This is a genomic window from Stappia stellulata DSM 5886 (assembly GCF_000423705.1).
Classification (GTDB): Bacteria; Pseudomonadota; Alphaproteobacteria; order Rhizobiales; family Stappiaceae; genus Stappia; species Stappia stellulata.
Map to the genome: position 1 here is coordinate 351,097 of NZ_KE384083.1, position 21,510 is coordinate 372,606.

The following is a 21,510-nucleotide window of genomic DNA, read 5'->3' on the forward strand; positions in this document are numbered from 1 at the left end:
TCAAGCCGCCGCGCCGGACGCCTTTTGCGCCGCGAGGTCCTGCGTGGTGCGCTCCAGACGCTGCGCGAGCGTGCGCATGACTTCAAGCGACATGTCGGGAAACTCCTTGAGCAAACGGAGGAAATCGTCCTTCGACACGGTCAGGACGTCCATCTCCGTGGCCGCGACCACGGTGGCGGTTCGCGGAACGTCGCACAGGATGGCGATTTCACCAACGATGGAATGCTGTCCCAGCCGGGCCACGGTCTTTTCGCCATCGGGTGTGTGAACGCGGATGTCCGCCTCGCCCTCCAGAATGATGAAGGCGGAATCGCCATCCTCGCCCTGCCGGCACAATTCCTCTCCCGGCGCGAAATGCGTCCGGTCGGAAATGAAGGCGAGCAGCCTCAGCTTGGTCGCGTCGATGCCGCGGAACAACGGCACACGACGCAGGGCGTCAACTTCAGCGTCTAGGGTCACAGATCCTCCTTCTGCCCGGGCGGCACGCGGCGGTTCAAGTGTGCCGGCGCTCGGGCCAGTCGACATGATCGGGCAGCAAGAGCAAAAGCCGGGTCATTCCGCATTGTCGCTCCCCGGCGCGCTCTCCACCACCCGTCCCTGGTTCATCACGATACTATGGGCGAATTCCTCGGTGACGATCAAATTCGATGCGCCGAACAGCAGCATGCGGCCATCGAGTTCCTCGCGGATCACCTTGCGCAGTGCCTTGTCGTCGTCGCTGTTTCCCGTCGCCGTCTCGTCGAGAATGGTGATCGGCGCATTCTTCATGAGCGCCCGCACCAAGGCAACCCGACGGCGCTGCCCCGCCGAAAGCCGCGATCCGGCGATGCCGACATGGAATCCGAGGCCCGCGCGGATAATCGGTCTGCGCAGCTCCATTTCATCCACCAGCGCGCGGATCACCTTGTCGATCTTCTCGCGCGCATCGCGCCGGTCGACCCGGGGCCGCCCGAACAAGAGATTGTCCTCGATCGTCATCGGCGCGACGAACCGGTCACGGTCGAAAACAACGAAGCGGCGTTCCGCCTTGTCCATGCGCTCGTGGAACGTCGCCCGCGCGGCCACGATTTCGGCACGCATGTCGTCGTCGAGAACGCCGAGACGGTGGCGGGCGGGGATCAGCTTGAAGGCCAGGCCGATCAGGCGCTGCTCGTCGGTCGGCGTCAGTCCGCCCTTGCCGGTGCCGGACTTCGCGGCCCTCAGGATCCGCTCGAACTCGGGCAACTCATCCTGCGTGATGAACGAATAGTCGCCAAGCAATCCGGAATCGTCACTGATATTGGCAAAAAGCTCGACCATCGTCTCGGCGACCTTCTGGCCGATTTCAACCAGCCGCGCGTAAAGACCGGCCTCCTTCAGGGCTGCCTCGATGTCCGGGTCGGCCGCAAGCGTATCGATGCCGATGGACGGATCCGCGGGGGCCGCGAACAGCAGGTTCTCGGCGATGCTGGCGCTGTTGTTGAACCGGTCGATCTCCCAGAGTTCGATCATCGCGGAGAAACGGTCGTCGTGTGCGACCCGGTCGGCAAGCGCGCGTCGCGCAGCGAGAATCCCGTCCGCGAACTCCGGCTGCCATTCCGGGTCGATTGTCGCCTGAAGGCCCATGCGGAACACGTCCGCCGCCAGTCCGGTGGCCTCGATCAGTGCCAGGGCACGCTCGACGAGTTCATCCACATCGGCACACGCCACCGCTTCGAGGTCCTCCCATTCCGCCTCGATGTCATACTGCGGGTTGCTCGTCAGCTGCGCCTCGGAGATGCGCCGCGCGTAGGCCACCTTGTCTTCGCCCTCGCGTTCCGGCGGACGCAGGGGCCGGTGCCGCAATCCGTAAAAGATGTTGTCGCGCACGGTTCCCGTCCATACATGCACGGTCGGACCGACGTAGGCGATCTGGCGGCCCAGCACGGATTCGCTCAGGGTGTCGAGATTGCGCCCGCCGACCTCGACGCGTCCGCTGGTTGGACCAAGCAGACCCGCGGCCAGTTGCAGGACCTCCGAGCGCCCCGATCCGTCCGGACCGATCACGGCAAGGTGCTGATCCGGCTCCACCGTCAACGAAACGTCGAAGGCCTCCTGACCGGCTGCGCCTCCCGAGACGCTGACGTTTTTCATTGCAAGCGCACCGGACAGCGGCTCGGGTTCGTCGGTGACCAGTCGCGTGACCGGGTAAATGTCCGCCGGATCGAAGTTTTCCACGACCGTTTGATATTTCACGTCGACGTCGGCGACCATCTGGTAGTAGGCGAGCAATTCCTTCCAGGGACCGGCGAGATCCTTGTACGCGGCGATGACCGCCAGGAGAGCGCCGATCGACAGATTGCCCTCGATCACCAGCCAACCGCCGATGAGATAGAACAGGAACGGCGTCAACTGGTTCATGAAGTTATTGAGAAACTTTATGAAATACTTCCAGTTGAAAATCTTGAACCGGATCTTATAGTTGGCATAAAAACGGTCGGAGAGATCGGCCGAATGCCAGGCGGAGGCATCGTTGGCGTGAATTTCCGACACGCCGGAGATGCTCTCGCCGATCTTGTCGGCAATGACGCGAACGTTGCGCACCCTTTGCCGTGACAGAAGAATGACCTTCTTCTGCAACTTCGGAATGATGTAGGCCTGCATCGGGTAGGACGAGATCGCCGCCAGCCCCAGCAACGGATCCTGCATGAAGATGAAGCCGATCTGGACCACCAGCATGCCGCCCTGGTAGGCCGGCAACGCAACGGCTTCGCCGATAAAGCCGCCGACGTCCTCCACCTCCGAGGTGATCATCGGAATGATTTCGCCGGAACTCACCTTCTTGAAATGCGGAAGGCGAAATCTCAGAACACGCTGGAACAGCTCGAATCGCAGGCGGCGAAGCATGCGCTCGCCCAGCCGCCCCTTGTAGACGTTGAGGACAAGCTTGATGCCGTTCGACGGCACCACCAGTCCGAGAAAGACGAAGCACAAAAGCACAAGATAGGAAATCTGGTCGAATTCGAACCCGAGGACTTCCCGGGGGAACAATTCCCCCTGAATCGCATCGTTGACGATCAGCTTCGGCAATTCCAACAGGATATAGCTCACCGGATAGGAGAGCACCGTGATCATCAAGATCACGATCTGCTGCTTCTTGCTGTAGCGCCAGATGAAGCTGAAAAGGCTTTTTTCCATAGTGGTTTTTGCGCCCGTCTGGCGATTGTCACTCTCGGTCTTGTCGCATCATAACGCGATGTTTTCAAAGCGCCAGTTCACGTCGGGACACATTCGGAAGGGGGCGACATGGCATGCAGGGGAACAGGCGGACCAGGCGCGCGTCAGGATGCCGGACACGTTACGGTCTTGCATCGCGCGGGCGCGGGAGATAGAGCAATAGGTTGTCAGGGGATGCGTGGTCGTGCTGTACACCGCTTGCGCTGACCGAGTGGGGCCGAATGACGAACACTTCCCCGAAAGTGCTGATTTACAGCCATGATTCCTTTGGTCTGGGCCATTTGCGGCGCTGCCGCACGATCGCGCATGCGCTCACCGAACGCTTCGAGGATCTCTCGGTCCTGATCCTGTCCGGGTCCCCGATCATCGGCAGCTTCGAATTCCGCTCCCGGGTCGATTTCGTTCGCATTCCGGGGGTGATCAAGCTCAGAAACGGCGAATACACCCCCTTGTCGCTGTCGCTCAACATCGAGCACATACTGGCGATTCGCTCCTCGATCATCGAACACACCGCACAGGTCTTCGATCCGGACATCCTGATCGTCGACAAGGAACCGCTGGGCTTGCGCGGCGAGATCCTCAGCACCCTCGAGATGCTCAAGACACGCGGAACCACCCGGTTGGTTCTCGGTCTGCGCGACGTGATGGACGACCCCGCGCATCTGCGCGAGGAATGGACACGCAAGAACGTCGACCCCGCGCTCGAGCGGCTCTACGACGATATCTGGATCTACGGGCCACCCGACCTCCACGATCCGCTGGCGGGCATGGACCTGCCCCCCGCGGTGCATGCCAAGGCGACGAACACCGGCTACCTGCGCCGCGACATTCCCGCCGACGCCAAGATCAACGAACCGCTGCCCTTCGACGACGAGCCGTATATTCTCGTCACGCCCGGCGGCGGAGGCGACGGCGTCGAACTGGTCGACTGGGTGATGCGCGCCTACGAAGCACGCACGCAGCCGCTGTTTCCCGCCCTGATCGTCCTCGGCCCCTTCATGCCGGCCTCCTCGGCCAACGAGTTCCTTTCGCGCGCCGAGCATTTGCGCGACGTTCATATCCTGCGGTTCCTGCCGACGATCGAGCCCTATATGGCCGGCGCCAAGGCCATTGTCGGCATGGGCGGCTACAACACGTTTTGCGAGATCCTGTCCTTCGACAAACCGACGCTGATGGTGCCGCGCGTCGTGCCCCGCCGCGAGCAATCGATCCGTGCGACCCGCGCCCAGGCCATCGGCCTGCTCAAGGTGCTGCCGATCGAGGACTACCCCAATGTGGACAAGATGATCGCGGCACTGGTCGAACTGCCGAACTCAAATCCGCCCTCCGCGGCCGGGGTCGACAATCTTCTCGGCGGACTGGATGTCATCGGCGACCGTGTCGAAACCATTCTCGCAGGAAAGCCGTTTCCCCAAGAACTTCGCGCAACCGTGCGCGGGGGCGACTGAGCGGCGTCCCGTCCCAATCGAAACCCTTTGAACATCAAGGTCACATGTCGCGTCTCGCCGTCGTCGTCAAAGGCTATCCACGCCTGTCGGAAACCTTCATCGCCCAGGAGATCCTGGGCCTTCAGACTCGCGGCATCGACCAGCTCATCGTGGCATTGCGCAAGCCGTACGACCCCTTCATCCACGAGGTGCACCGCCAGATCACGGCCGATGTCCTCTATCTGCCGGAATACCTGAAGGACGACCCGGCGCGCGTCGCCCGGGCGCGCCGATGGGCCGAGGCGCAACCCGCCTATGCCGCCGCGCGTGCGCTCTTCGAGGCGGATTTCGCGCGCGAACCCAATGCCGGGCGGCAACGCCGCTGGGGGCAGGCCTGCGTGCTGGCGCATGAACTGCCCGCCGACGTCACCTGGATCCACACACACTACCTGCACACCCCCTGCACGGTCGCGCGTTATGCCGCGCATCTGTCGGGGCGCCAGTGGTCGTTTTCCGCCCATGCCAAGGACATCTGGACGAGCGCGGACTGGGACCTGAAGGTCAAACTCGACGACGCCGCCTGGGGCGTTACCTGCACGAAAGTCAATGTCGATCACCTCAATGCGCTCGCAGGGACGACGGACAAGGTCAGGCTCGTCTATCACGGGCTGGATTTCTCGCCCTTTCCGAAGCCGGGCACCGCTCCGGGCACGGCCGACGGCGCCGCCGACAGACCCGTGCGCCTGCTTTCCGTCGGACGCGCTGTGGAAAAAAAGGGATACGACGACCTGCTGCATGCATTGGCCAGGCTGCCGGACAGGCTGCACTGGCATTTCGATCATGTCGGCGGCGGGGAAAAGGCGGACGATCTCAAGGCGCTCGGCGAACGACTCGGCCTGGGCGAGCGCATCACCTGGCACGGCGCACGCCCGCGCGAGGATGTGATCGCAGCCGCCAAGCGCGCCGACCTCTTCGTGCTGACCTCGAAGATCGCGAAATCCGGCGACCGCGACGGACTGCCGAACGTCCTGATGGAAGCCCAGGCCATGGGGCTGTGCTGTCTGGCGAGCGATGTCTCCGCCATCCCCGAACTGATCGGCAACGGCGAGACCGGCGTTCTGGTCCCGCCCGGCGACCGCGCAGCCATCGCGGAAGCTCTGGAGCGGCTGATCCGCTCGCCCGAAACCCGCGACCGGCTTGGCCGGGCGGCAGCACAGGACGTCCGCGACCGGTTTTCCGCCGACCCGGGCCTCGATTTTCTGGCAGACCGGTTTCGCAAGATCCTGTAAGGCACAGGCATGCGCATCGCCTTCACCGCGCCGATGAAACCGCTGGACGATCCCGTGCCCTCTGGCGACCGCACCATGGGCCGGCTGATCCTGCGCGCACTTCAAGAAGGCGGCCATGACGTCTCTGTCGCCACGCGATTTCGCGCCTGGCGCAAGGATGGCGGCGTCGACATGCAGGTCGCGCTGGAGGCCGAGGCCCGGCGCGATGCGGGCCGGATCGCGCGCAACTGGCGTGCTGCAGGAACCCCGCCGGACGCATTTTTGACCTACCACCTCTATCACAAGGCGCCCGACTGGATCGGCCCGGCGCTGGCAGACGCCTTCGACATTCCCTACGTCGTGATCGAAGCGAGCCGGGCGCCCAAGCGCCGGACCGGCCCCTGGTCGCACGGATTTGCCGCCGCAGATGCCGCCCTTGCCCGCGCCGACCGGGTCGCGGCCCTGCACAGCGCGGACCTGGAATGCCTGAAGGCTGTGGTTCCGGACGACCGGCTGCACATCTGTCCGCCGTTCCTCGACGAGACGCCCTTCGCGGCAGCCGCAGGATCGCGCTCCGCGCCCGGCGATCCCTTGCGCCTCCTGGCTGTCGGGATGATGCGGCCCGGCGACAAGCGCGCCTCCTACAGACTGCTCGCTGAGGCCCTGACCCTGCTGGACACCCGGCCCTGGCAACTGACCATTGCCGGCGACGGCCCGTGCCGCGAGGAAATCTCGAACTGGTTCGACCCCGCGCGCACGACGTTCGCCGGCGCCCTTGCAGCAGCTGACATGCCGGCACTCTACGCGCGGCACGACGTGCTCGTCTGGCCGGCGATCCGCGAAGCCTTCGGCTTCGTCTTTCTGGAGGCCCAGGCCACCGGATGCGCGGTCGTCGGTGGCGATACCTTCGGCGTGCCGGAAGTGGTGGCCGACGGGGTCAGCGGGCTCTTGTCGCGAGAGGGAGACGTCGCGGGTTTCGCGGGCAATCTCGCGCGTCTCATCGACGACCCCGGCCTCGTGACCGGCCTGTCACAGGGCGCAAACGCGAATATTGCCGCGCGCCACACTCTTGCCAAAGGCGCTGCACAGCTCGACACGCTGATACGCCAGGCTCACACGACCCATGCCGCCCGCCGCACAGGAGACCCGTCATGACGCGTTCCGCCTTTATCCATGTGCAGCATCTGCTCGGCACGGGCCATGTCCTGCGGGCAGCCGCCATCGGACGCGCACTCGCCGCGCGCGGTGTCTCCGTGACGCTTGCCACCGGCAACACGCTGCCGCCGCATGCCGACGTCGCCGGACTGGAGGTCGTCGAGCTGCCGCCGGTCCGCGCCGCGGATGCCCGCTTCAAGTCATTCCTCACACCGGACGGCAAGGAGATCGACGAGACCTGGAAGGCCGCCCGGCGACAGGCGGCCCTGCGCGCCTTCACCGCCCGGCCCTTCGATCTGCTCCTGACCGAAACCTGGCCGTTCGGCCGGCGCCCCTTCGCCTTCGAGCTGGAGCCACTGGTCGCAACCGCGCGCGCGATGAAGGCGCCGCCGCTGGTCGCCGCCTCGATCCGCGATATCCTGGTGCGCAAGCAACAGATCTGGAAGGAAGAGCAGATGGCGGAGCTCGCGGAGGCCTTCTACGACCGCGTGCTGGTGCATTCGGACCCGGACTTCATCCGGCTTGAGGACAGTTTTCCGTTCGCGGAGCGTATCGCGCCGCTCTTGCGCTACACCGGCTTCGTCGACACCTCGAGCGGACGCCCCGATGCGCCGGAGGGGGACGGCGACGACGAGGTGATCGTCTCCTGCGGCGGCGGCGCCGTCGGCGCCGACCTCCTTGCCGCGGCCATCGACGCGCGTCCGCTCTCCCGGCGCGCAAGCGATTGCAGATGGCGGCTGCTGGCCGGCCATGACATTGACGCCGCCACCTTCGATACCCTTTCCGCAAAGGCCTCCGACGGCCTCGTTCTTGAACGCGCCCGGCGGGACTTTCCCTCGCTTCTGGCCCGGGCACGAGTGTCGGTCAGTCAGGCCGGCTACAATACGGCTCTCGATATTCTGCGTGCTGGCGTGCCGGCGGTCTTCGTCCCCTTTGCCCAGATCCGCGAGACCGAACAGCAGCAGCGCGCAGACGCGTTGCAGCGCCATGGGCGCGCGGTCGTTACGCCGGAAGCCGCATTGACGCCGGAGAGCCTGGCTGCCGCCGTCGATGACGCGCTCACGCTGCCGAAGCACCAGTTCGCGGTTCAAACGGGCGGGGCAGAACGCAGCGCCGACATTCTGATCGAAGACCTGGAGCGCCGTCGATGAGCGACGAGGATTTCTCCGCCTTCCGCGCTCTCCTTGAGGCACATCTCGACTGGTTCGCCGAGCGCGGCCTGAGCGTGCCGGTCTGGTGGCGCGACGACGACGCGGTGGAACCCACGCAGGCGCTGGACCGATTGATCGCCATCGCCAATGCCCATGAAATCGAGGTCGCGCTCGCGGTCATCCCCTTTGAAGCCACCGAGGCGCTTGCCGAACGGATTGCCGACGAACCCTTTGTTTCCGTGCTCCAGCACGGGTACGCGCACCGGAACCGTCAGGATAAGGCGCGGGGCGAGAAGGCAGCGGAATTCGGCGCACGCCGGGATCCCGATGAGGCAATCGCAGACCTGAAGACCGGCAATGCCCGGCTCAGAACCCTCTTCGGCCCGCGTTTCGTGCCGGTGTTCGTGCCGCCGTGGAACCGCCTGGCGCCGCAGATCTCCCGCCGGCTGCCCGAAGCCGGGCTGGTCGCCTCATCCACCTTCACCCAATTCCATCCGCGCGCCCTGCCCTACCTGCAGACGCATGTCGACATGATCAAATGGAAGAAGGAACGGCGCTTTATCGGCTGGCGGTCGGCGGCGCTGCGCTTCGACTATCAGCTGGCGCGGCGGCGCACCAATGCGGACGAGCCGCTTGGCATCCTGTCGCATCACCTGGCGCAAAACGACGCGTGTTTCGAATTTCTCGACCGGACTTTCGACATCCTGCGGGCGCACCCGGGCGCGCGTTTCGTGCGCGCCGGCGCCCTTTTGGGCGCGCGTTAGACGGTCGGCTTCACCAGCCGCAGACGCCAGGTGACGCTTTTCTTGTCGGAGGTCAGCCGATAGTCGTCGAGCACATCCCACTCGGGACCGTCGGTCGCTTCCCACAAGCGGGAGATCAGGCGGTTTGCACCCGACTCCAGCCGCTTGGGCGAATACATCGATACCGCGATCACGCCGCCGGGGGCCAGAAACGGAACATAGCGGGCAACGGCCGCGGCCGGGTCGTCGGAGAAATGCAGCACCTCGTTGAAGACGATGGCCGAGAAGGTCTCGCCCTCCTCCGGCGTGAAGGTGTGCAGATCGCCGGCACGCAGTGCCGCAAGGTCCGGATCGACATTGGCGATACTGAGAGCGGCGGGCGCCAGATCGACACCGACGTAGCGCTTGATGCCCATCGGTTGCAGACGCTCGTAGAGCAGCCCCTCGCCGCAGCCGAGATCGAGCACGCTGTCAAGCGACTGCGTCAGCGACAGCCACATGCCGATGATGCCATAGCGACCGCTTTCGGGCAGATCGCGCAGGAACGACCAGCGTCCGGCCCGGTATTCCTCGTCCCAGCCGTCAGCGGTCGATGCGTTCTTCGCCATTCTCGTCTCCGGTTAAACTGAAGCGCCCCCGCGCGCGCCACGCCTCACTTATACGGGTCGGCCGCATCACGCAAACCGTCACCAAGAAAATTGAAGGCGAGGACGACAATGACGATCGGCACCACCGGCGCCATCAGCCACGGATAGACGACAATAACGGAGATATCCTGCGCTTCGTTGAGAAGCACGCCCCAGGACACCGCCGGACGCCGCAGCCCGAGATTGAGGTAGGAGAGCGCCGTCTCGCCGAGGATCATCGCAGGGATCGAAAGCGAGGCCGAGGCGATGATGTGGCTGGTGAAGCCGGGCAGCAGATGCTTGCGGATCACACGCGAGGGCGTCGCGCCCATCAGCGTCGCGGCGCGCGCATATTCTTCCTCGCGAAGGGCCAGCAGCTTCGAGCGCACCGCACGCGCCAACCCCGGCCAGTCGAGCAGTCCGAGGATCACGGTGATGCCCAGATAGATCCACACCGGCGACCATGTGACGGGAAGAGCGGCGGAGAGCGCCATCCAAAGGGGAAGCTCCGGCAGCGAGCGCAGGATCTCGATCACGCGCTGGACCAGACTGTCGATGATGCCACCGAAGAAGCCGGCGATCCCGCCGAAGAACAGCCCGAGCACGATGGAGATCGTCACGCCGACAAGGCCGACGGTGAGCGACAGGCGCGCGCCGTAAACGAGGCCGGAAAACACGTCCCGGCCCAGACGGTCGGTGCCGAGAAGGAACAGTGTCCCGCCCTCCGCCGGACAGAACAGCCGGAAACTGCCGTCGACAAGCCCCCAGAACGTGTACTGGGATCCGAAACAGAAGAAGCGGATGGGCTGAATGTCGGTTCGGTCTTCGGTAAAGACCCAGCGCACCGTTTCCAGATCGACGCTCGCCTCAAGGCCATAGACGAAGGGCCCCACGAACCGGCCCTCGTGGAACATGTGGACGGCCTGCGGCGGCGAATAGAGGTGATCGTTGGAGCGTTCGTTCGCCGTGTAGGGCGCGATCTGCTCGGCAAACGGCACGGCCAGATAAAACAGGATCAGGATCGCGCCCGACCAGACGGCCAGTTTGTGGCGGCGGAACTTCCACCACATGATTGTCCATTGCGACGCCTGATAGTAGCGCTCCTGTTCCGGCGTAAGCGTTTCGGCCGAGGCGGGATTGAACGGCTCGGGATTCACATAATGATCGCGATCCAGCGGATCGCCGCCCTGAACGGTCATGACGGAGCCTTTCCGCCCAGGCGAATGCGCGGGTCGAGCACGGCGAGCAGCAGGTCCGAGACCAGCATTCCCAACAGCGTCAGGATCGCCACGAAGAGGAGCACGAAGCCGGAGAGAAACTGGTCCTGCGATTGCAGGGCGTTGAGCAGGATCGGCCCGACCGTTGGCAGGTTCAGCACGACCGACACGATCACCGACCCCGACACCAGCGAGGGGATCAGGTTGCCGATGTCCGCGATAAAGGGATTGAGTGCCATGCGCAGCGGATACTTCAGCAGGAGGCGGGCCTCGCGCATGCCCTTGGCGCGCGCCGTCGTCACATATTGCTTGTGAAGTTCATCGAGCAGATTGGCCCGCAGCCGGCGGATCATCGCCGCGGTGCCGGCGGTGCCGATCACAACGGTCGGCACGATCAGATGCCCCAGGATCGAAATCGCCTTGGCGACGCTCCACGGCTCGCCGATGTATTGCGGATCCATCAGCCCCCCGATCGACAGTCCGAACCAGCGATTGGCGAAATACAGCAGGATCAGGCCAAGCAGGAAGTTCGGGGTGGCGAGGCCGATGTAGCCGACGAGGGTGAAGCCGTAGTCCCCCCATGAGTACTGCCGCGTGGCAGAGTAGATGCCGATCGGGAAGGAGACGATATAGACGAAGAGGATCGTTGCGGTGTTCAGCACGATGGTGAGCGGCAAGGTCGGGCCGACAACCTCGGCGACCGGCTTGTCGTACTCGAACGACCAGCCCCAGTTGCCCTGCAGCAGGCCGTCGAAGCCGTGCGGCCCCGGCCACAGTCCGACCCAGATGAGATAGCGCTCAAAGAAGGGGCGATCGAGCGCGAATTCGGCGCGCATGAACTCCAGCTTGGCGATCGACGCGCTTTCGCCCGCCGCCTTCAACGCCGCGATCTGGTTGGAAATGTAATCGCCCGCCGGCAGCTCGATGATGACAAAGGTCAGCAGCGAGATGACCAGCAGCGTCGGGATCATCGTCAGAATCCGGCGCAGCACATAAAATGCCATCAGGCGGCCCCCTGCCTGGACGTCGTCATGTTGCGTGTCAAACCCGTCATTTCACGAAGAACTCATCCATGCGGTGAATGCCGAAATGTGCGCCGGGATCCCAGCCATAGATGCCTTCTTTCGGCACGTTTCCAAGGTTTTTCACCACCACGGGCTGACGCACCTCGGACACAAGCCCGATGTGGATCGTTTCCTGCGCGTGGATTTCCAGGATTTCATGCCAGATTCGCTCGCGTTCCGCCCTCGAGGTCGAGACGAGCCAGGCTTCATAGAGTTCTGTCAAACGCACCGCCGGCGGCCAGTCGGGCTTTTCACCCGTGCGTCCGTCGGTCTCGTAGTAGTCGCCCCAGCGCGCCCAGGACAGGAAATCGCCACGCACGGGAGCGAAATCCTCCGGCGGCATTTCAGGCGTGGGAATGCCGTTTTCGAAACCGGACCAGACCGACATCACCAGCAGGCCGGAAAGCGCGCGTTCGCGCATGATGTCGCGCTGGCTCGGCTTGGGGAAAAGACGCACCCCGATGCCGCGCCACGTTTCGCTGACGAGCTCCAGCGCATCGAGCTGTTCCTGGCTTTCCCCGGACGCCTCGATGATGATTTCCAGCGGCCGCCCGTCGGGCAGGAGCCGTGTGCCGTCGCTGCGACGCTCGGTCAGCCCCATTTCGTCGAGCAGCGCATTCGCCTGGTCCGGATCGTAGGAGGCGTAGGCTTCGCGATAATGCGGCTTGTACAAGGGGCTCTTGGACAGGACCGTATCGTTTCCGGGCTTCCCGAAGCCGAGATAAAGCACCTTGTTGATCAGATCTCGGTCGATCCCCAGTGACAGCGCGCGGCGGAACCGGGTGTCGCGAAGGACGTCACGCCAGACCGGATCGGCGACGGTCAGGTTCGGCAGGATGGAGATCTCCGAGCCCTTGGAAATCGGCCAGAGATAGGTCTCGAACTTCCCGGACCGTTCGCCCTGCTTCAGGATGGTGATGTCGGAAAATCCGATGTTGCGCGCCTGCAGGTCGGCTTCGCCCGCCTGCGTCTTGGCCGGAATGATTTTGCCGTCGGCCACGGTCATGATCACCCGGTCGATATAGGGCAACTGGTTTCCCGCCGTGTCGACCCGGTGGTAATAGGGGTTGCGCTCCAGAACGAAGCGGCGCTCGCCATTGTCGTTCAGCCGCAGCCACGGCTGCAGGCTCGGAAGGTCCGGGTTCCGGGCGTTGTACATGTCGTCCATCTTGTTGAACAACGACGCCCAGTTCCGCAACTTGCGCGCGGCCGCAAGCCTGGCGATCTCGTCCATGTCGCCGTATTTGGCGTGAAACTGCTTGAGATAATGCGCCGGGCGATAGATGAACGGCGGTCGCGACTTGGCAAGCTCAGGCGCAAACAGCGGGTTCGGCTCCTCCCACGAGAACCGCACGGTCGTCTCGTCGATCACCTCGAACACCGGCGGCTTGTCCCCGGCCAGCATGAAGGCAGGAAGACCGGCGGGCTGCAGCTCCTCGTTCAGGGCAATCTCTTCATACCAGAACCGGATGTCCTCGCTGGTGAAGGGCGCGCCGTCCGACCACTTGTGGCCTTCCCGCAAATGCAGGGTGAAGCGCCGGTCGTCCTCAGACACCAGATCCTTGAGAAGGTCCGGCACCAGATCGAGGTCCTCGTTGTAGCCGACCAGGCGGGCATAGCCCCAGACATTGATCAGCCGGACATCCTTCGACCGTCCGATCAGCGTGTTGATTTCACCGCCGGATTTGCCGATCTCTCGACCCGACGCCGCAAGGTCGACGACCAGCGGCTCTTCGGGAATCCGTTCAGCGACCGGCGGCAGGTCGTTGCCCACCCGTCCGGCGAGGCCCGGGGGCTCCTGGAGGTCCAGCGCGAATGCGGGCGCGCCGACCGGACCGGGCGCGACCAGCGCAAACGCCAGAATGAAGGGGGAAAGCCTCACGCAAAGGCTCATAGGGCAGTCTCCTTGACGGATGAAACGGGCGCGCGGTCCGACAGGCCGGGCGCACAGACGAAATGCCCCGGTTCCAGTTCGACTAGCGTCGGCGCCATGCCGTCGTCCAGTCGATAGGGATGCGGCCAGGCATCGGGTTCCGACGCGCGGCCCGCGTCGAGTTTGGCAAAATCGAGCGGCGCGTCGAGATCCGGTTCGGGAACGGACTCCAGCAGCGCGCGGGTGTAGGGATGCAGCGGGTTCTCGACCAGCTCGCGGGTGGGAGCAACCTCGACAACCCGCCCGCGGCACATGACGGCGATGCGGTCGGCGATATAGTCCACGACGGCGAGATTGTGGCTGACGAAAAGATAGGTGAGCCCGAGCTCCCGCTTCAGGTCCTTCAGAAGGTTGAGAATCTGCGCCTGAACCGACACGTCGAGCGCGGAGGTCGGCTCGTCGCAGAGGATGAACTCCGGATTGAGGGCGAGCGCGCGGGCGATGCCGATGCGCTGGCGCTGCCCGCCGGAGAAGGAATGCGGATAGCGGCGCAGGAACCGGGCGTCGAGGCCGACCAAACGCATCAGCTCGCGCACCCGTTCGGCCCGCTCGGCCGGCGTGCCCACCTTGTGGATCACAAGCGGCTCGGCAAGCAGATCGTTCACGGTCATGCGCGGATTGAGCGAGGAGAACGGATCCTGGAAGATCAGCTGGACCCGTTTGCGATAGTCCAGCAATTCGGCACCGGAGAGCCTGGCAACATCAACCGGCCCGGAGCCGGCATCGTAGCGGATCTCGCCCTCGTCGATTTCCAGCGCCCGCAGGACCGCCTTGGCGGTTGTCGTCTTGCCCGAACCGGATTCGCCGACAAGCCCAAGGCATTCCCCGCGATTGACCGTCAGGTTGATGTCGTCGAGCGCCAGGAGCGAATGGGGTTTGCCGCCGAAAACGCCGCCCTTGCGGGTCACGAAGCGCTTGGTCACGCCGGAGAGGCTGACAAGCGGGGTGCCCGGCGTTGCCGCCTGCGTGCGCCCGCTCTTCAGGAAGCCTTCCGCATGCGGTTCGATGGGACGGATCGGAATCAGGCGCTCTCCCGCCTCCATGCCGAAGCGCGGCACGGCGTTGAGGAGCGCCTTGAGATAGGCATGCTGCGGATTTCCGAACAGCTGCGCGGCACTGCCCTGTTCCATCACCCGGCCGTGGTAGACGACCACGACCTCGTCGGCCATGTTGGCGACCACACCGAAATCATGCGTGATCAGCAGCATCGACATCTTCAGGGTTTCCTGAACGTCCTTCATCAGCTTCAGGATTTCCGCCTGGATCGTGACGTCCAGCGCGGTCGTCGGCTCGTCGGCAATCAGGAGCGCGGGGTGGCAGATCATCGCCATGGCGATCATCGCGCGCTGGCGCAAGCCGCCCGACAGTTCGAAGGGATAGGCGTCGAGCGCGCGAGCCGGGTCGGGGAAGCGGACCAGGCTCAACATCTCGCGGGTGAGCTCGCGGGCCTCCGCAGGGCCGGCGCCACGATGAAGCTGCGCGGCCTCGCCAATCTGGTCGCCGATGGTGTGCAGAGGCGAGAGCGAGGTCATCGGCTCCTGGAAGATGATGGCAATGCGGTTGCCGCGGATCGCGCGAAGGGTCTGCCCCTTGCGGTCGAGGCGGGCGATATCGACCGGCTCCCCGTCGGACGCGGGATCGCGAAACAGGACGCGCCCGCCCGTGACATGCGCCTTTTCCGGCAGGAGCCCCATGATCGTCTGGGAAATGACGGTCTTTCCCGATCCGGATTCGCCCACAAGCGCGACGGTACGGTTTTCCGGCACGGAAAACGACACGCCGTTCACCGCACGCGAACGCCCCTCGCCAGTCACAAAATCGACGCTTAGATCGTCGACCGTCAACACATTCACTTAAACTGCCCCCCTCCCGGCGAGATCGCATTCGTGCCAGACGCGGAGAAGGACGCATCGCGGATGCGTCCTGTCGGCTCCCCTGCACCGCCGACACGGTGTCACGGCAACTTTAAAGACAAGTGACGAAAATCACAAAGGAATGTCATGCGTCTGACAGCGCAATTCATTCGCCGGCCAGCCCGATGGACACACGCGCGTCAAGCGCTGCTGGCGCGACGGCATCGTCGATGCGCCACACAGTGACGGGTCCGCTGCGACCGCGCAACTGATAAGCGCCGAGCGGGGCGGCAGCAGCCGTCCCGATACGCGAAATCGTTTCGTCGCTTGCCAGAATCACCACCTCCGCGTCTGGCGCCACGTCGCGGCCAAGGGTCTGAAGCCGCTCGCACAGGTTCACGGCATCGCCGACCACCGTGTAGTTCCAGCGGTCCAGCGCGCCGACGTTGCCGACCACGGCCCGGCCGCTGTGAATGCCGATGCGCAGCCGGATCGGCTTGGTGCCGGCCGCCGCCGCCCCGGCATTGGCCGCCTGCACACTTCGGGCGATGGCGAGACAGGCCCGGGTGGCCGCCATCGCATGGTCTTCGCGCGCGTCGGGCGCGCCCCAGAACGCCAACATCCCGTCGCCGACGAATTTGTCGACCGTGCCCCCTTCCGCCTCCACCGCGGCGACGAGCAGCGCGAAATGATCGTTCAGAAGGCGCGCTGTTTCCGGCGCCGTGAGATGTTCCGAGACCGAGGTGAACCCGACGATATCGGTGAAGATACACGTCAGGTCGCGTTCCTGGGCCACGGCCGCGCTGTCGACCCCCAGACGCATGAGCTTGCGAAACAGGCTGCGCGGGACATAGGTGTTCATCGCCTTCAGCCCGATTACCATCGCGTTGAACGCCTGATAGACTTGGTCGAGTTCGCTGATGCGGCTTCTCGGCAAGGGCGCGACCCGGTCGAAGTCCAGCGACCCGACATACTCCGCGCGCCGGGCGATCTCCGACAGCGGGCGCGCGGAGCGACGCACGAGCAGGATGGAAAGTCCCAGGGCGATGACGATCGACACCAGCCCGACCGCGGCGGATCCGAACAGGCGGCGCACCTCGCGCGAGATGCTGGACGCCTCGTAATACTGGCCGACCGTCCACACGCCCGGACCGTAGCCGGCGATCGTCTTGGTCATCGACAAGTAGTCGGGCCCGCCGTCGGATGTTTCCATGTCGCGGACATCGACACCCGCCGCGTTCGCCCGACGGAAATTTTCCAGCCGCGGGCTCGTGCGGAACCGTTGAAGAGCGACATCGCCGAGATCGGCAATCTTGGCGGGCAACACCGCCGGTTTGCCGTCGATCTGCGGCAAGCGCTCCAGATCGGAATGGGCAATGACCTCGTCGCCGTTGGCGATGATGAACACGGTTGCGAACGGGCCGTCGTCAAGCTGGCGAACGGTATTTCCGATCTCCCCGGTCGAAACGGCGGCGGTCAGATAGCCCGACAGTTGACCGTTCTGCACAAGCGGAACCGTGACATTTGCATAGAGCGAGCCGTCCGAGGTCATCAGCGGGCCCCAGGTCGCGGGCGCATCCTTGCCGATCTCGGGAAGACTGTAGCGCGATGCGACTTCCGGCACCTGCTGACGCTGGTACGGCCAGAGTCTTCCGGTTTTCGACCGATAGACACCGAATTCCTCGCCGTCCGGACGGGAGATGACGAGCACATCGATCGCCGGATTGGCATGCACGGCCGCAAGCAGCACCGGGCGAAGGTCGGGAAACGCGGCGGTTCCGAGCGGGCGCCCGTCGAGTTGCGTTTTCAGGCCGTTGACCGCACTTGCCGCGAGATCGAGATGATCGCGCACCTGGCGTTCGAGCGCACCGGTGGCCAGAACCGCCTTGTCGTTCAACAGCGAGAAGGTGTTTTGAACGTTCGCGGTCACGGCCAGTCCAAGGACGAGCAGCATCGACACGGTCAGCAACGACCCGAAGGCCACCCCCACAAGGACCGTCATCGAGACCCCCCGCACGCGGGCGCGTCCATATTTCCTCAAGCGCCTGATCATCCGGTGCGTCTATTCCTGTTCAGCCCTGCGAGAATCCCGCCGCACCATATAACGGAACGGCATGCGTTCGCGACCCCGCCGTTCTTCCCCCGCGTTCAAGGTCCGCTCCGGCGCGCGGTCTCTGTACTCAGGCGAAATGGACGGGTAAGACGGCAGGTGAAACAGGAGCGCAGGCGTGATTGACTACGAAGCCGAATACAACAACCGGGCCCTGGTGCCGGAGCACCCGGCCCTGATCGAAGGGTGGCAACGGGACGCGGCCGCCTACCGCGGGGAAGCAACGTGCAACCTTGCGATTCCCTATGAGCTGTCGGAACGCACGAATTACGACCTGTTCCTGCCCGACGGCGGCATGCCTGCGGGGGGCGCCATCGGCCTTTTCCTGCACGGCGGATACTGGCAGGCACTCGACCGAACATTCTTCTCGCACATGGCCCGCGGACTGGTCGCGCACGGCATTCCCTGCGCGGTGGCGAATTACACGCTGTGTCCGCAGGTCCGTGTGGGCGACATCGTCGAGGAAATCCGCCATCTCGCAGGTCACCTGTGGGATCATTATCGCAAGCCCGTCGTCGCCTTCGGCCATTCCGCCGGCGGACATCTGACGGCATCGCTTCTTGCAACCGACTGGGCACAACGCGGCCTGCCGCTGCGCCTCGTTCCGGCCGGTCTGTCGATCTCGGGCGTGTTCGACCTGCAGCCGCTGATCGACACCTCCCTCAATGCCAATCTGCGCCTTGATCGCAAGGAAGCCATCGACGCCTCGCCGCTGGCGATGGTGGCGCCGTCCGGCACCCACCTCACGGCGGCCGTTGGTGGCGGTGAATCGGCCGAGTTCATCCGCCAGTCGCGCTTCATCGCCGACATCTGGGGGCGCGGCGGCGTCGACACGCAGCTCGACATTCGCGGGCAGGACAATCATTTCACGGTGATCGCCCCGCTTGCCGATCCGCACAGCGATCTGACCACCCATCTCGTCAAGATGGCCCGCGCCATCTGCTGACAGCCCCGATCCCTGCGCGCAAGCCAGCGCGCCGGAACACGACAATTGCCGCGCGCCAGGCGCGGACTGCGCGGTGTTCAGGCCTTCAGCGCCGGACCCGGCGAGCGAAACGAAGGAGCCTTTCATGCGCACGGAGACCCCCGCACCGGTCCGTCTCGAGGACTATCGCCCGCCGCGGTTCGAGATCGATACCGTCGCGCTCGACATCAAGCTTGCGCCACGCGCGACCCGGGTCGGGGCGCGGCTGACCATCCGCCGGGCCGCCGATACCCCGGCCGGCGAACCGCTTGTCCTGGACGGCGACGAACTTTCCCTCGTATCGCTGGCGCTCGACGGCCAGATCCTCGCCGCCGACCGCTACCGCGCGACCCCGTCCCGGCTCGAGATCGACGACGTGCCCGACGGCCCCTTCGTGCTGGACATCGAAACGCGGCTCGACCCCGACGCGAACACCAAGCTGATGGGGCTTTATCGCTCGAACGGCACCTATTGCACGCAATGCGAGGCGGAAGGGTTTCGCCGGATCACCTATTTCCTCGACCGGCCCGACTGCCTTGCGGTCTACACCACCCGGATCGAGGCCCGCGCGAGCGAGGCGCCGCTGCTGCTGGGCAACGGCAATCCGGTCGAACAGGGCGAGGTTCCCGGAACCGACCGCCATTATGCGATCTGGCACGACCCCCACCCCAAGCCGAGCTATCTGTTCGCGCTGGTCGCCGGCGACCTTGCCTGCGTCAGCGACCGCTTCACCACCGCCGAAGGCCGCGACGTCGCGCTCAACATCTACGTCGAGCATGGCAACGAGGCGAACTGCGGCTGGGCGATGGACAGCCTCAAGCGCTCGATGCACTGGGACGAGGAGGTCTTCGGCCGCTGCTACGATCTAGACGTGTTCAACATCGTCGCCGTGTCGGACTTCAACATGGGCGCGATGGAGAACAAGGGTCTCAACATCTTCAACGACAAATACGTCCTCGCCGATCCAGATACCGCGACGGATCAGGACTATGCGGGCATCGAGGCCGTCATCGCCCATGAGTATTTTCACAATTGGACCGGCAATCGCATCACCTGTCGCGACTGGTTCCAGCTGTGCCTGAAGGAAGGCCTGACGGTGTTCCGCGACCAGGAGTTCTCCGCCGACATGCGTTCGCGCGCGGTCAAGCGGATCTCCGACGTCCGCCTGCTGAAATCGCACCAGTTTCCCGAGGATGCCGGACCGCTGGCGCACCCCGTGCGCCCGCGGCTCTACCACGAGATCAACAACTTCTACACCGCCACCGTCTACGAGAAGGGCGCAGAGGTCGTGCGCATGCTCAAGACGGTGCTGGGCGGGGAGGATTTCCGCAAGGGCATGGACCTGTTCTTCGCGCGTCACGACGGCGAAGCAACGACCATCGAGGCGTTTCTCGCCTGTTTCGCGCAGGCGAGCGGCCGCAGCCTCGACCAGTTCGCGCTGTGGTACGAACAGGCCGGCACGCCCTCGCTGCGCATTGACAGCGCCTATGACGCGTCGGGGAAACGGCTGACGCTGACCGTCAAACAGCAAACCCCGCCGACGCCAAAACAGGCCGACAAGCCGGCCCTGCATATCCCCTTGCGGGTCGGGCTGATGGGGCCGGACGGCACCGAGCTTTCCCCCTCATCGATCAGCGGCGCGGAGACGACCGGAGACGTGGTGCACATTACCGCGCCCCTGCAGAAGGTCGTCTTCCATGACGTGATGGACCGGCCCGTTCCCTCGCTCCTGCGCGGCTTCTCCGCACCCGTGACGCTCAAAAGCAATCTCGACGACACGGAGCTTTTGTTCCTGGCGGCCAATGACACGGACCCCTTCAACCGCTGGGAAGCTTTGCAGTCGGTCATCTTCAAGACCCTGATCGACCAAACGTCCGCCGGGCCGCGCCAGCAACGGCTGGACATTGACCCGCGCCTTGTCGCCGCGATCGAAGCGACGATGGCCGACGAGCGCCTGGAACCGGCCTTCCGCGCCCTGTGCCTGCAGCTGCCCGGCGATGCGGATATCGCGCGCGAGATCGGCAACGATGTCGATCCGGACGCCATTCATTTCGCACGTTCGCAGATGCGCTCGGGACTTGCCGATGCACTCGGTCCCATGCTGAAGCAGACCTATGACAACATGTCGAACGCAGCTCCCTACAGCCCGGAAGCGGCCTCGGCCGGCCGGCGCGCATTGAAGAATGTCCTGCTCGACTATCTGGGACAGGGGCAAGGCGGCGCCAGCGGAGACCTCGTCGGCCGGCAATTCGAGCAGGCCGACAACATGACGGACAGGCTCGCCGCCCTCACGGTGCTGGTTCACGCCCGGCTGCCTGGCCACGAAGAGGCGCTTGCCGCCTTTGCCGACCGCCATGCCCGCACGCCGCTTGCCATGGACAAGTGGTTCATGGTGCAGGCGACCGCGCCCGGTGAGGAGACGCTTGCCGCTGTGAAAGCCCTCACCGGACATCCGGCGTTTTCGCCGGCAAACCCCAACCGCGTGCGCGCGCTCGTGGGCGCCTTCGCAACCGGAAACCAGCGCCAGTTCAACCGGCTCGACGGCGCAGGCTTCGACTTCGTCGCCGATTTCGTGCTCGATCTCGACACCCGCAACCCGCAGGCGGCTGCACGGCTTCTCTCGGCCTTCCGGTCTTGGCGCGCCCTGGAGCCGGAACGACGCGCCCGCGCCAAAGCCACGCTGGAGCGCATGGCGCAAGGAACCGACCTGTCGCCGGATGTCCGGGACATCGTCGATCGTTGCCTGCAATGACAGGATCCACCGATGGGCACGGACGCGACGAAACTGTCGCCGCCGCGCCCAT

The 21,510-nt window shown here is 64.8% G+C and carries 15 protein-coding genes; 7 read left to right on the forward strand and 8 right to left on the reverse strand.

Annotated elements, in window-relative coordinates; translation table 11 throughout:
* Nucleotides 1-459, reverse strand: coding sequence for a cyclic nucleotide-binding domain-containing protein (locus G572_RS0118735; RefSeq protein ID WP_029059786.1), 459 nt, complete (start codon nt 457-459; stop codon nt 1-3).
* Nucleotides 460-552: 93 nt separating this feature from the next.
* Complete coding sequence (locus tag G572_RS0118740) at nt 553-3,156, reverse strand: ATP-binding cassette domain-containing protein (protein ID WP_029059787.1); 2,604 nt, start codon at nt 3,154-3,156, stop codon at nt 553-555.
* A gap of 260 nt (nt 3,157-3,416) precedes the next feature.
* On the opposite strand from G572_RS0118740, the gene G572_RS0118745 reads away from it, so the two are divergent.
* Genes G572_RS0118745 through G572_RS0118765 form a run of 5 tightly spaced genes read left to right on the forward strand, consistent with a single transcriptional unit; the run spans nt 3,417 to nt 8,960 of the window.
* Nucleotides 3,417-4,643, forward strand: a complete 1,227-nt coding sequence (locus tag G572_RS0118745) for a glycosyltransferase family protein (RefSeq protein WP_029059788.1) — start codon at nt 3,417-3,419, stop codon at nt 4,641-4,643.
* Between the two features lie 44 nt (nt 4,644-4,687).
* Nucleotides 4,688-5,911 carry a glycosyltransferase family 4 protein gene (locus G572_RS0118750; protein ID WP_029059789.1) on the forward strand — a complete coding sequence of 408 codons (1,224 nt, stop codon included), beginning with the start codon at nt 4,688-4,690 and terminating at the stop codon, nt 5,909-5,911.
* A 9-nt stretch (nt 5,912-5,920) separates the two neighbouring features.
* Nucleotides 5,921-7,045 (forward strand): glycosyltransferase family 4 protein, encoded by a 1,125-nt coding sequence (locus G572_RS0118755; RefSeq protein ID WP_029059790.1) that lies wholly within the window; start codon nt 5,921-5,923, stop codon nt 7,043-7,045.
* Nucleotides 7,042-8,196 (forward strand): glycosyltransferase family protein, encoded by a 1,155-nt coding sequence (locus G572_RS0118760; RefSeq protein ID WP_029059791.1) that lies wholly within the window; start codon nt 7,042-7,044, stop codon nt 8,194-8,196. Before G572_RS0118755 ends, G572_RS0118760 begins: the two co-directional genes overlap by 4 nt.
* Complete coding sequence (locus tag G572_RS0118765; protein ID WP_029059792.1) at nt 8,193-8,960, forward strand: polysaccharide deacetylase family protein; 768 nt, start codon at nt 8,193-8,195, stop codon at nt 8,958-8,960. Before G572_RS0118760 ends, G572_RS0118765 begins: the two co-directional genes overlap by 4 nt.
* On the opposite strand, the gene G572_RS0118770 is transcribed toward G572_RS0118765, so the two are convergent.
* The 6 genes from G572_RS0118770 to G572_RS0118795 all read right to left on the reverse strand — a co-directional run bounded on the left by G572_RS0118770 (nt 8,957) and on the right by G572_RS0118795 (nt 17,634).
* A complete protein-coding gene (locus G572_RS0118770) occupies nt 8,957-9,547 on the reverse strand; it encodes a class I SAM-dependent methyltransferase (protein ID WP_029059793.1) in 591 nt (196 codons plus the stop codon). The genes G572_RS0118765 and G572_RS0118770 overlap by 4 nt on opposite strands.
* A 44-nt stretch (nt 9,548-9,591) precedes the next feature.
* Nucleotides 9,592-10,764 carry an ABC transporter permease gene (locus G572_RS0118775; protein ID WP_029059794.1) on the reverse strand — a complete coding sequence of 391 codons (1,173 nt, stop codon included), beginning with the start codon at nt 10,762-10,764 and terminating at the stop codon, nt 9,592-9,594.
* Nucleotides 10,761-11,786 (reverse strand): ABC transporter permease, encoded by a 1,026-nt coding sequence (locus G572_RS0118780; protein WP_029059795.1) that lies wholly within the window; start codon nt 11,784-11,786, stop codon nt 10,761-10,763. Before G572_RS0118780 ends, G572_RS0118775 begins: the two co-directional genes overlap by 4 nt.
* A gap of 46 nt (nt 11,787-11,832) precedes the next feature.
* Nucleotides 11,833-13,740, reverse strand: a complete 1,908-nt coding sequence (locus G572_RS0118785; protein WP_037547449.1) for an ABC transporter substrate-binding protein — start codon at nt 13,738-13,740, stop codon at nt 11,833-11,835.
* Entirely contained in the window at nt 13,737-15,632 is a 1,896-nt protein-coding gene (locus tag G572_RS0118790) for an ABC transporter ATP-binding protein (protein WP_029059797.1), read from the reverse strand. Before G572_RS0118790 ends, G572_RS0118785 begins: the two co-directional genes overlap by 4 nt.
* Before the next feature lie 166 nt (nt 15,633-15,798).
* On the reverse strand, nt 15,799-17,634 hold the full coding sequence (locus tag G572_RS0118795) for an adenylate/guanylate cyclase domain-containing protein (RefSeq protein ID WP_169391338.1): 1,836 nt from the start codon (nt 17,632-17,634) through the stop codon (nt 15,799-15,801).
* A 226-nt stretch (nt 17,635-17,860) separates the two neighbouring features.
* Between G572_RS0118795 and G572_RS24680 the strand changes: the two genes are divergently transcribed.
* Together G572_RS24680 and pepN are read left to right on the forward strand one after the other, a co-directional pair.
* On the forward strand, nt 17,861-18,688 hold the full coding sequence (locus G572_RS24680) for an alpha/beta hydrolase (RefSeq protein WP_037547453.1): 828 nt from the start codon (nt 17,861-17,863) through the stop codon (nt 18,686-18,688).
* Between the two features lie 124 nt (nt 18,689-18,812).
* The gene (gene pepN, locus G572_RS0118805; RefSeq protein WP_029059799.1) at nt 18,813-21,458 is read left to right on the forward strand and encodes an aminopeptidase N; all 2,646 of its coding nucleotides are present in this window, start codon (nt 18,813-18,815) and stop codon (nt 21,456-21,458) included.
* The last annotated feature ends 52 nt before the right edge of the window (nt 21,459-21,510 follow it).

Excerpts from the sequence above, each read along its gene's own strand:
- G572_RS0118750 (WP_029059789.1), top strand. The coding sequence starts at position 4,688 with ATGTCGCGTCTCGCCGTCGTCGTCAAAGGCTATCCACGCCTGTCGGAA.
- G572_RS0118745 (WP_029059788.1), top strand. The coding sequence starts at position 3,417 with ATGACGAACACTTCCCCGAAAGTGCTGATTTACAGCCATGATTCCTTT.
- G572_RS0118765 (WP_029059792.1), top strand. The coding sequence starts at position 8,193 with ATGAGCGACGAGGATTTCTCCGCCTTCCGCGCTCTCCTTGAGGCACAT.
- G572_RS0118775 (WP_029059794.1), bottom strand. The coding sequence starts at position 10,764 with ATGACCGTTCAGGGCGGCGATCCGCTGGATCGCGATCATTATGTGAAT.
- G572_RS0118780 (WP_029059795.1), bottom strand. The coding sequence starts at position 11,786 with ATGGCATTTTATGTGCTGCGCCGGATTCTGACGATGATCCCGACGCTG.
- pepN (WP_029059799.1), top strand. The coding sequence starts at position 18,813 with ATGCGCACGGAGACCCCCGCACCGGTCCGTCTCGAGGACTATCGCCCG.
- G572_RS0118755 (WP_029059790.1), top strand. The coding sequence starts at position 5,921 with ATGCGCATCGCCTTCACCGCGCCGATGAAACCGCTGGACGATCCCGTG.
- G572_RS0118785 (WP_037547449.1), bottom strand. The coding sequence starts at position 13,740 with ATGAGCCTTTGCGTGAGGCTTTCCCCCTTCATTCTGGCGTTTGCGCTG.
- G572_RS0118740 (WP_029059787.1), bottom strand. The coding sequence starts at position 3,156 with ATGGAAAAAAGCCTTTTCAGCTTCATCTGGCGCTACAGCAAGAAGCAG.
- G572_RS0118795 (WP_169391338.1), bottom strand. The coding sequence starts at position 17,634 with ATGACGGTCCTTGTGGGGGTGGCCTTCGGGTCGTTGCTGACCGTGTCG.
- G572_RS0118760 (WP_029059791.1), top strand. The coding sequence starts at position 7,042 with ATGACGCGTTCCGCCTTTATCCATGTGCAGCATCTGCTCGGCACGGGC.
- G572_RS0118770 (WP_029059793.1), bottom strand. The coding sequence starts at position 9,547 with ATGGCGAAGAACGCATCGACCGCTGACGGCTGGGACGAGGAATACCGG.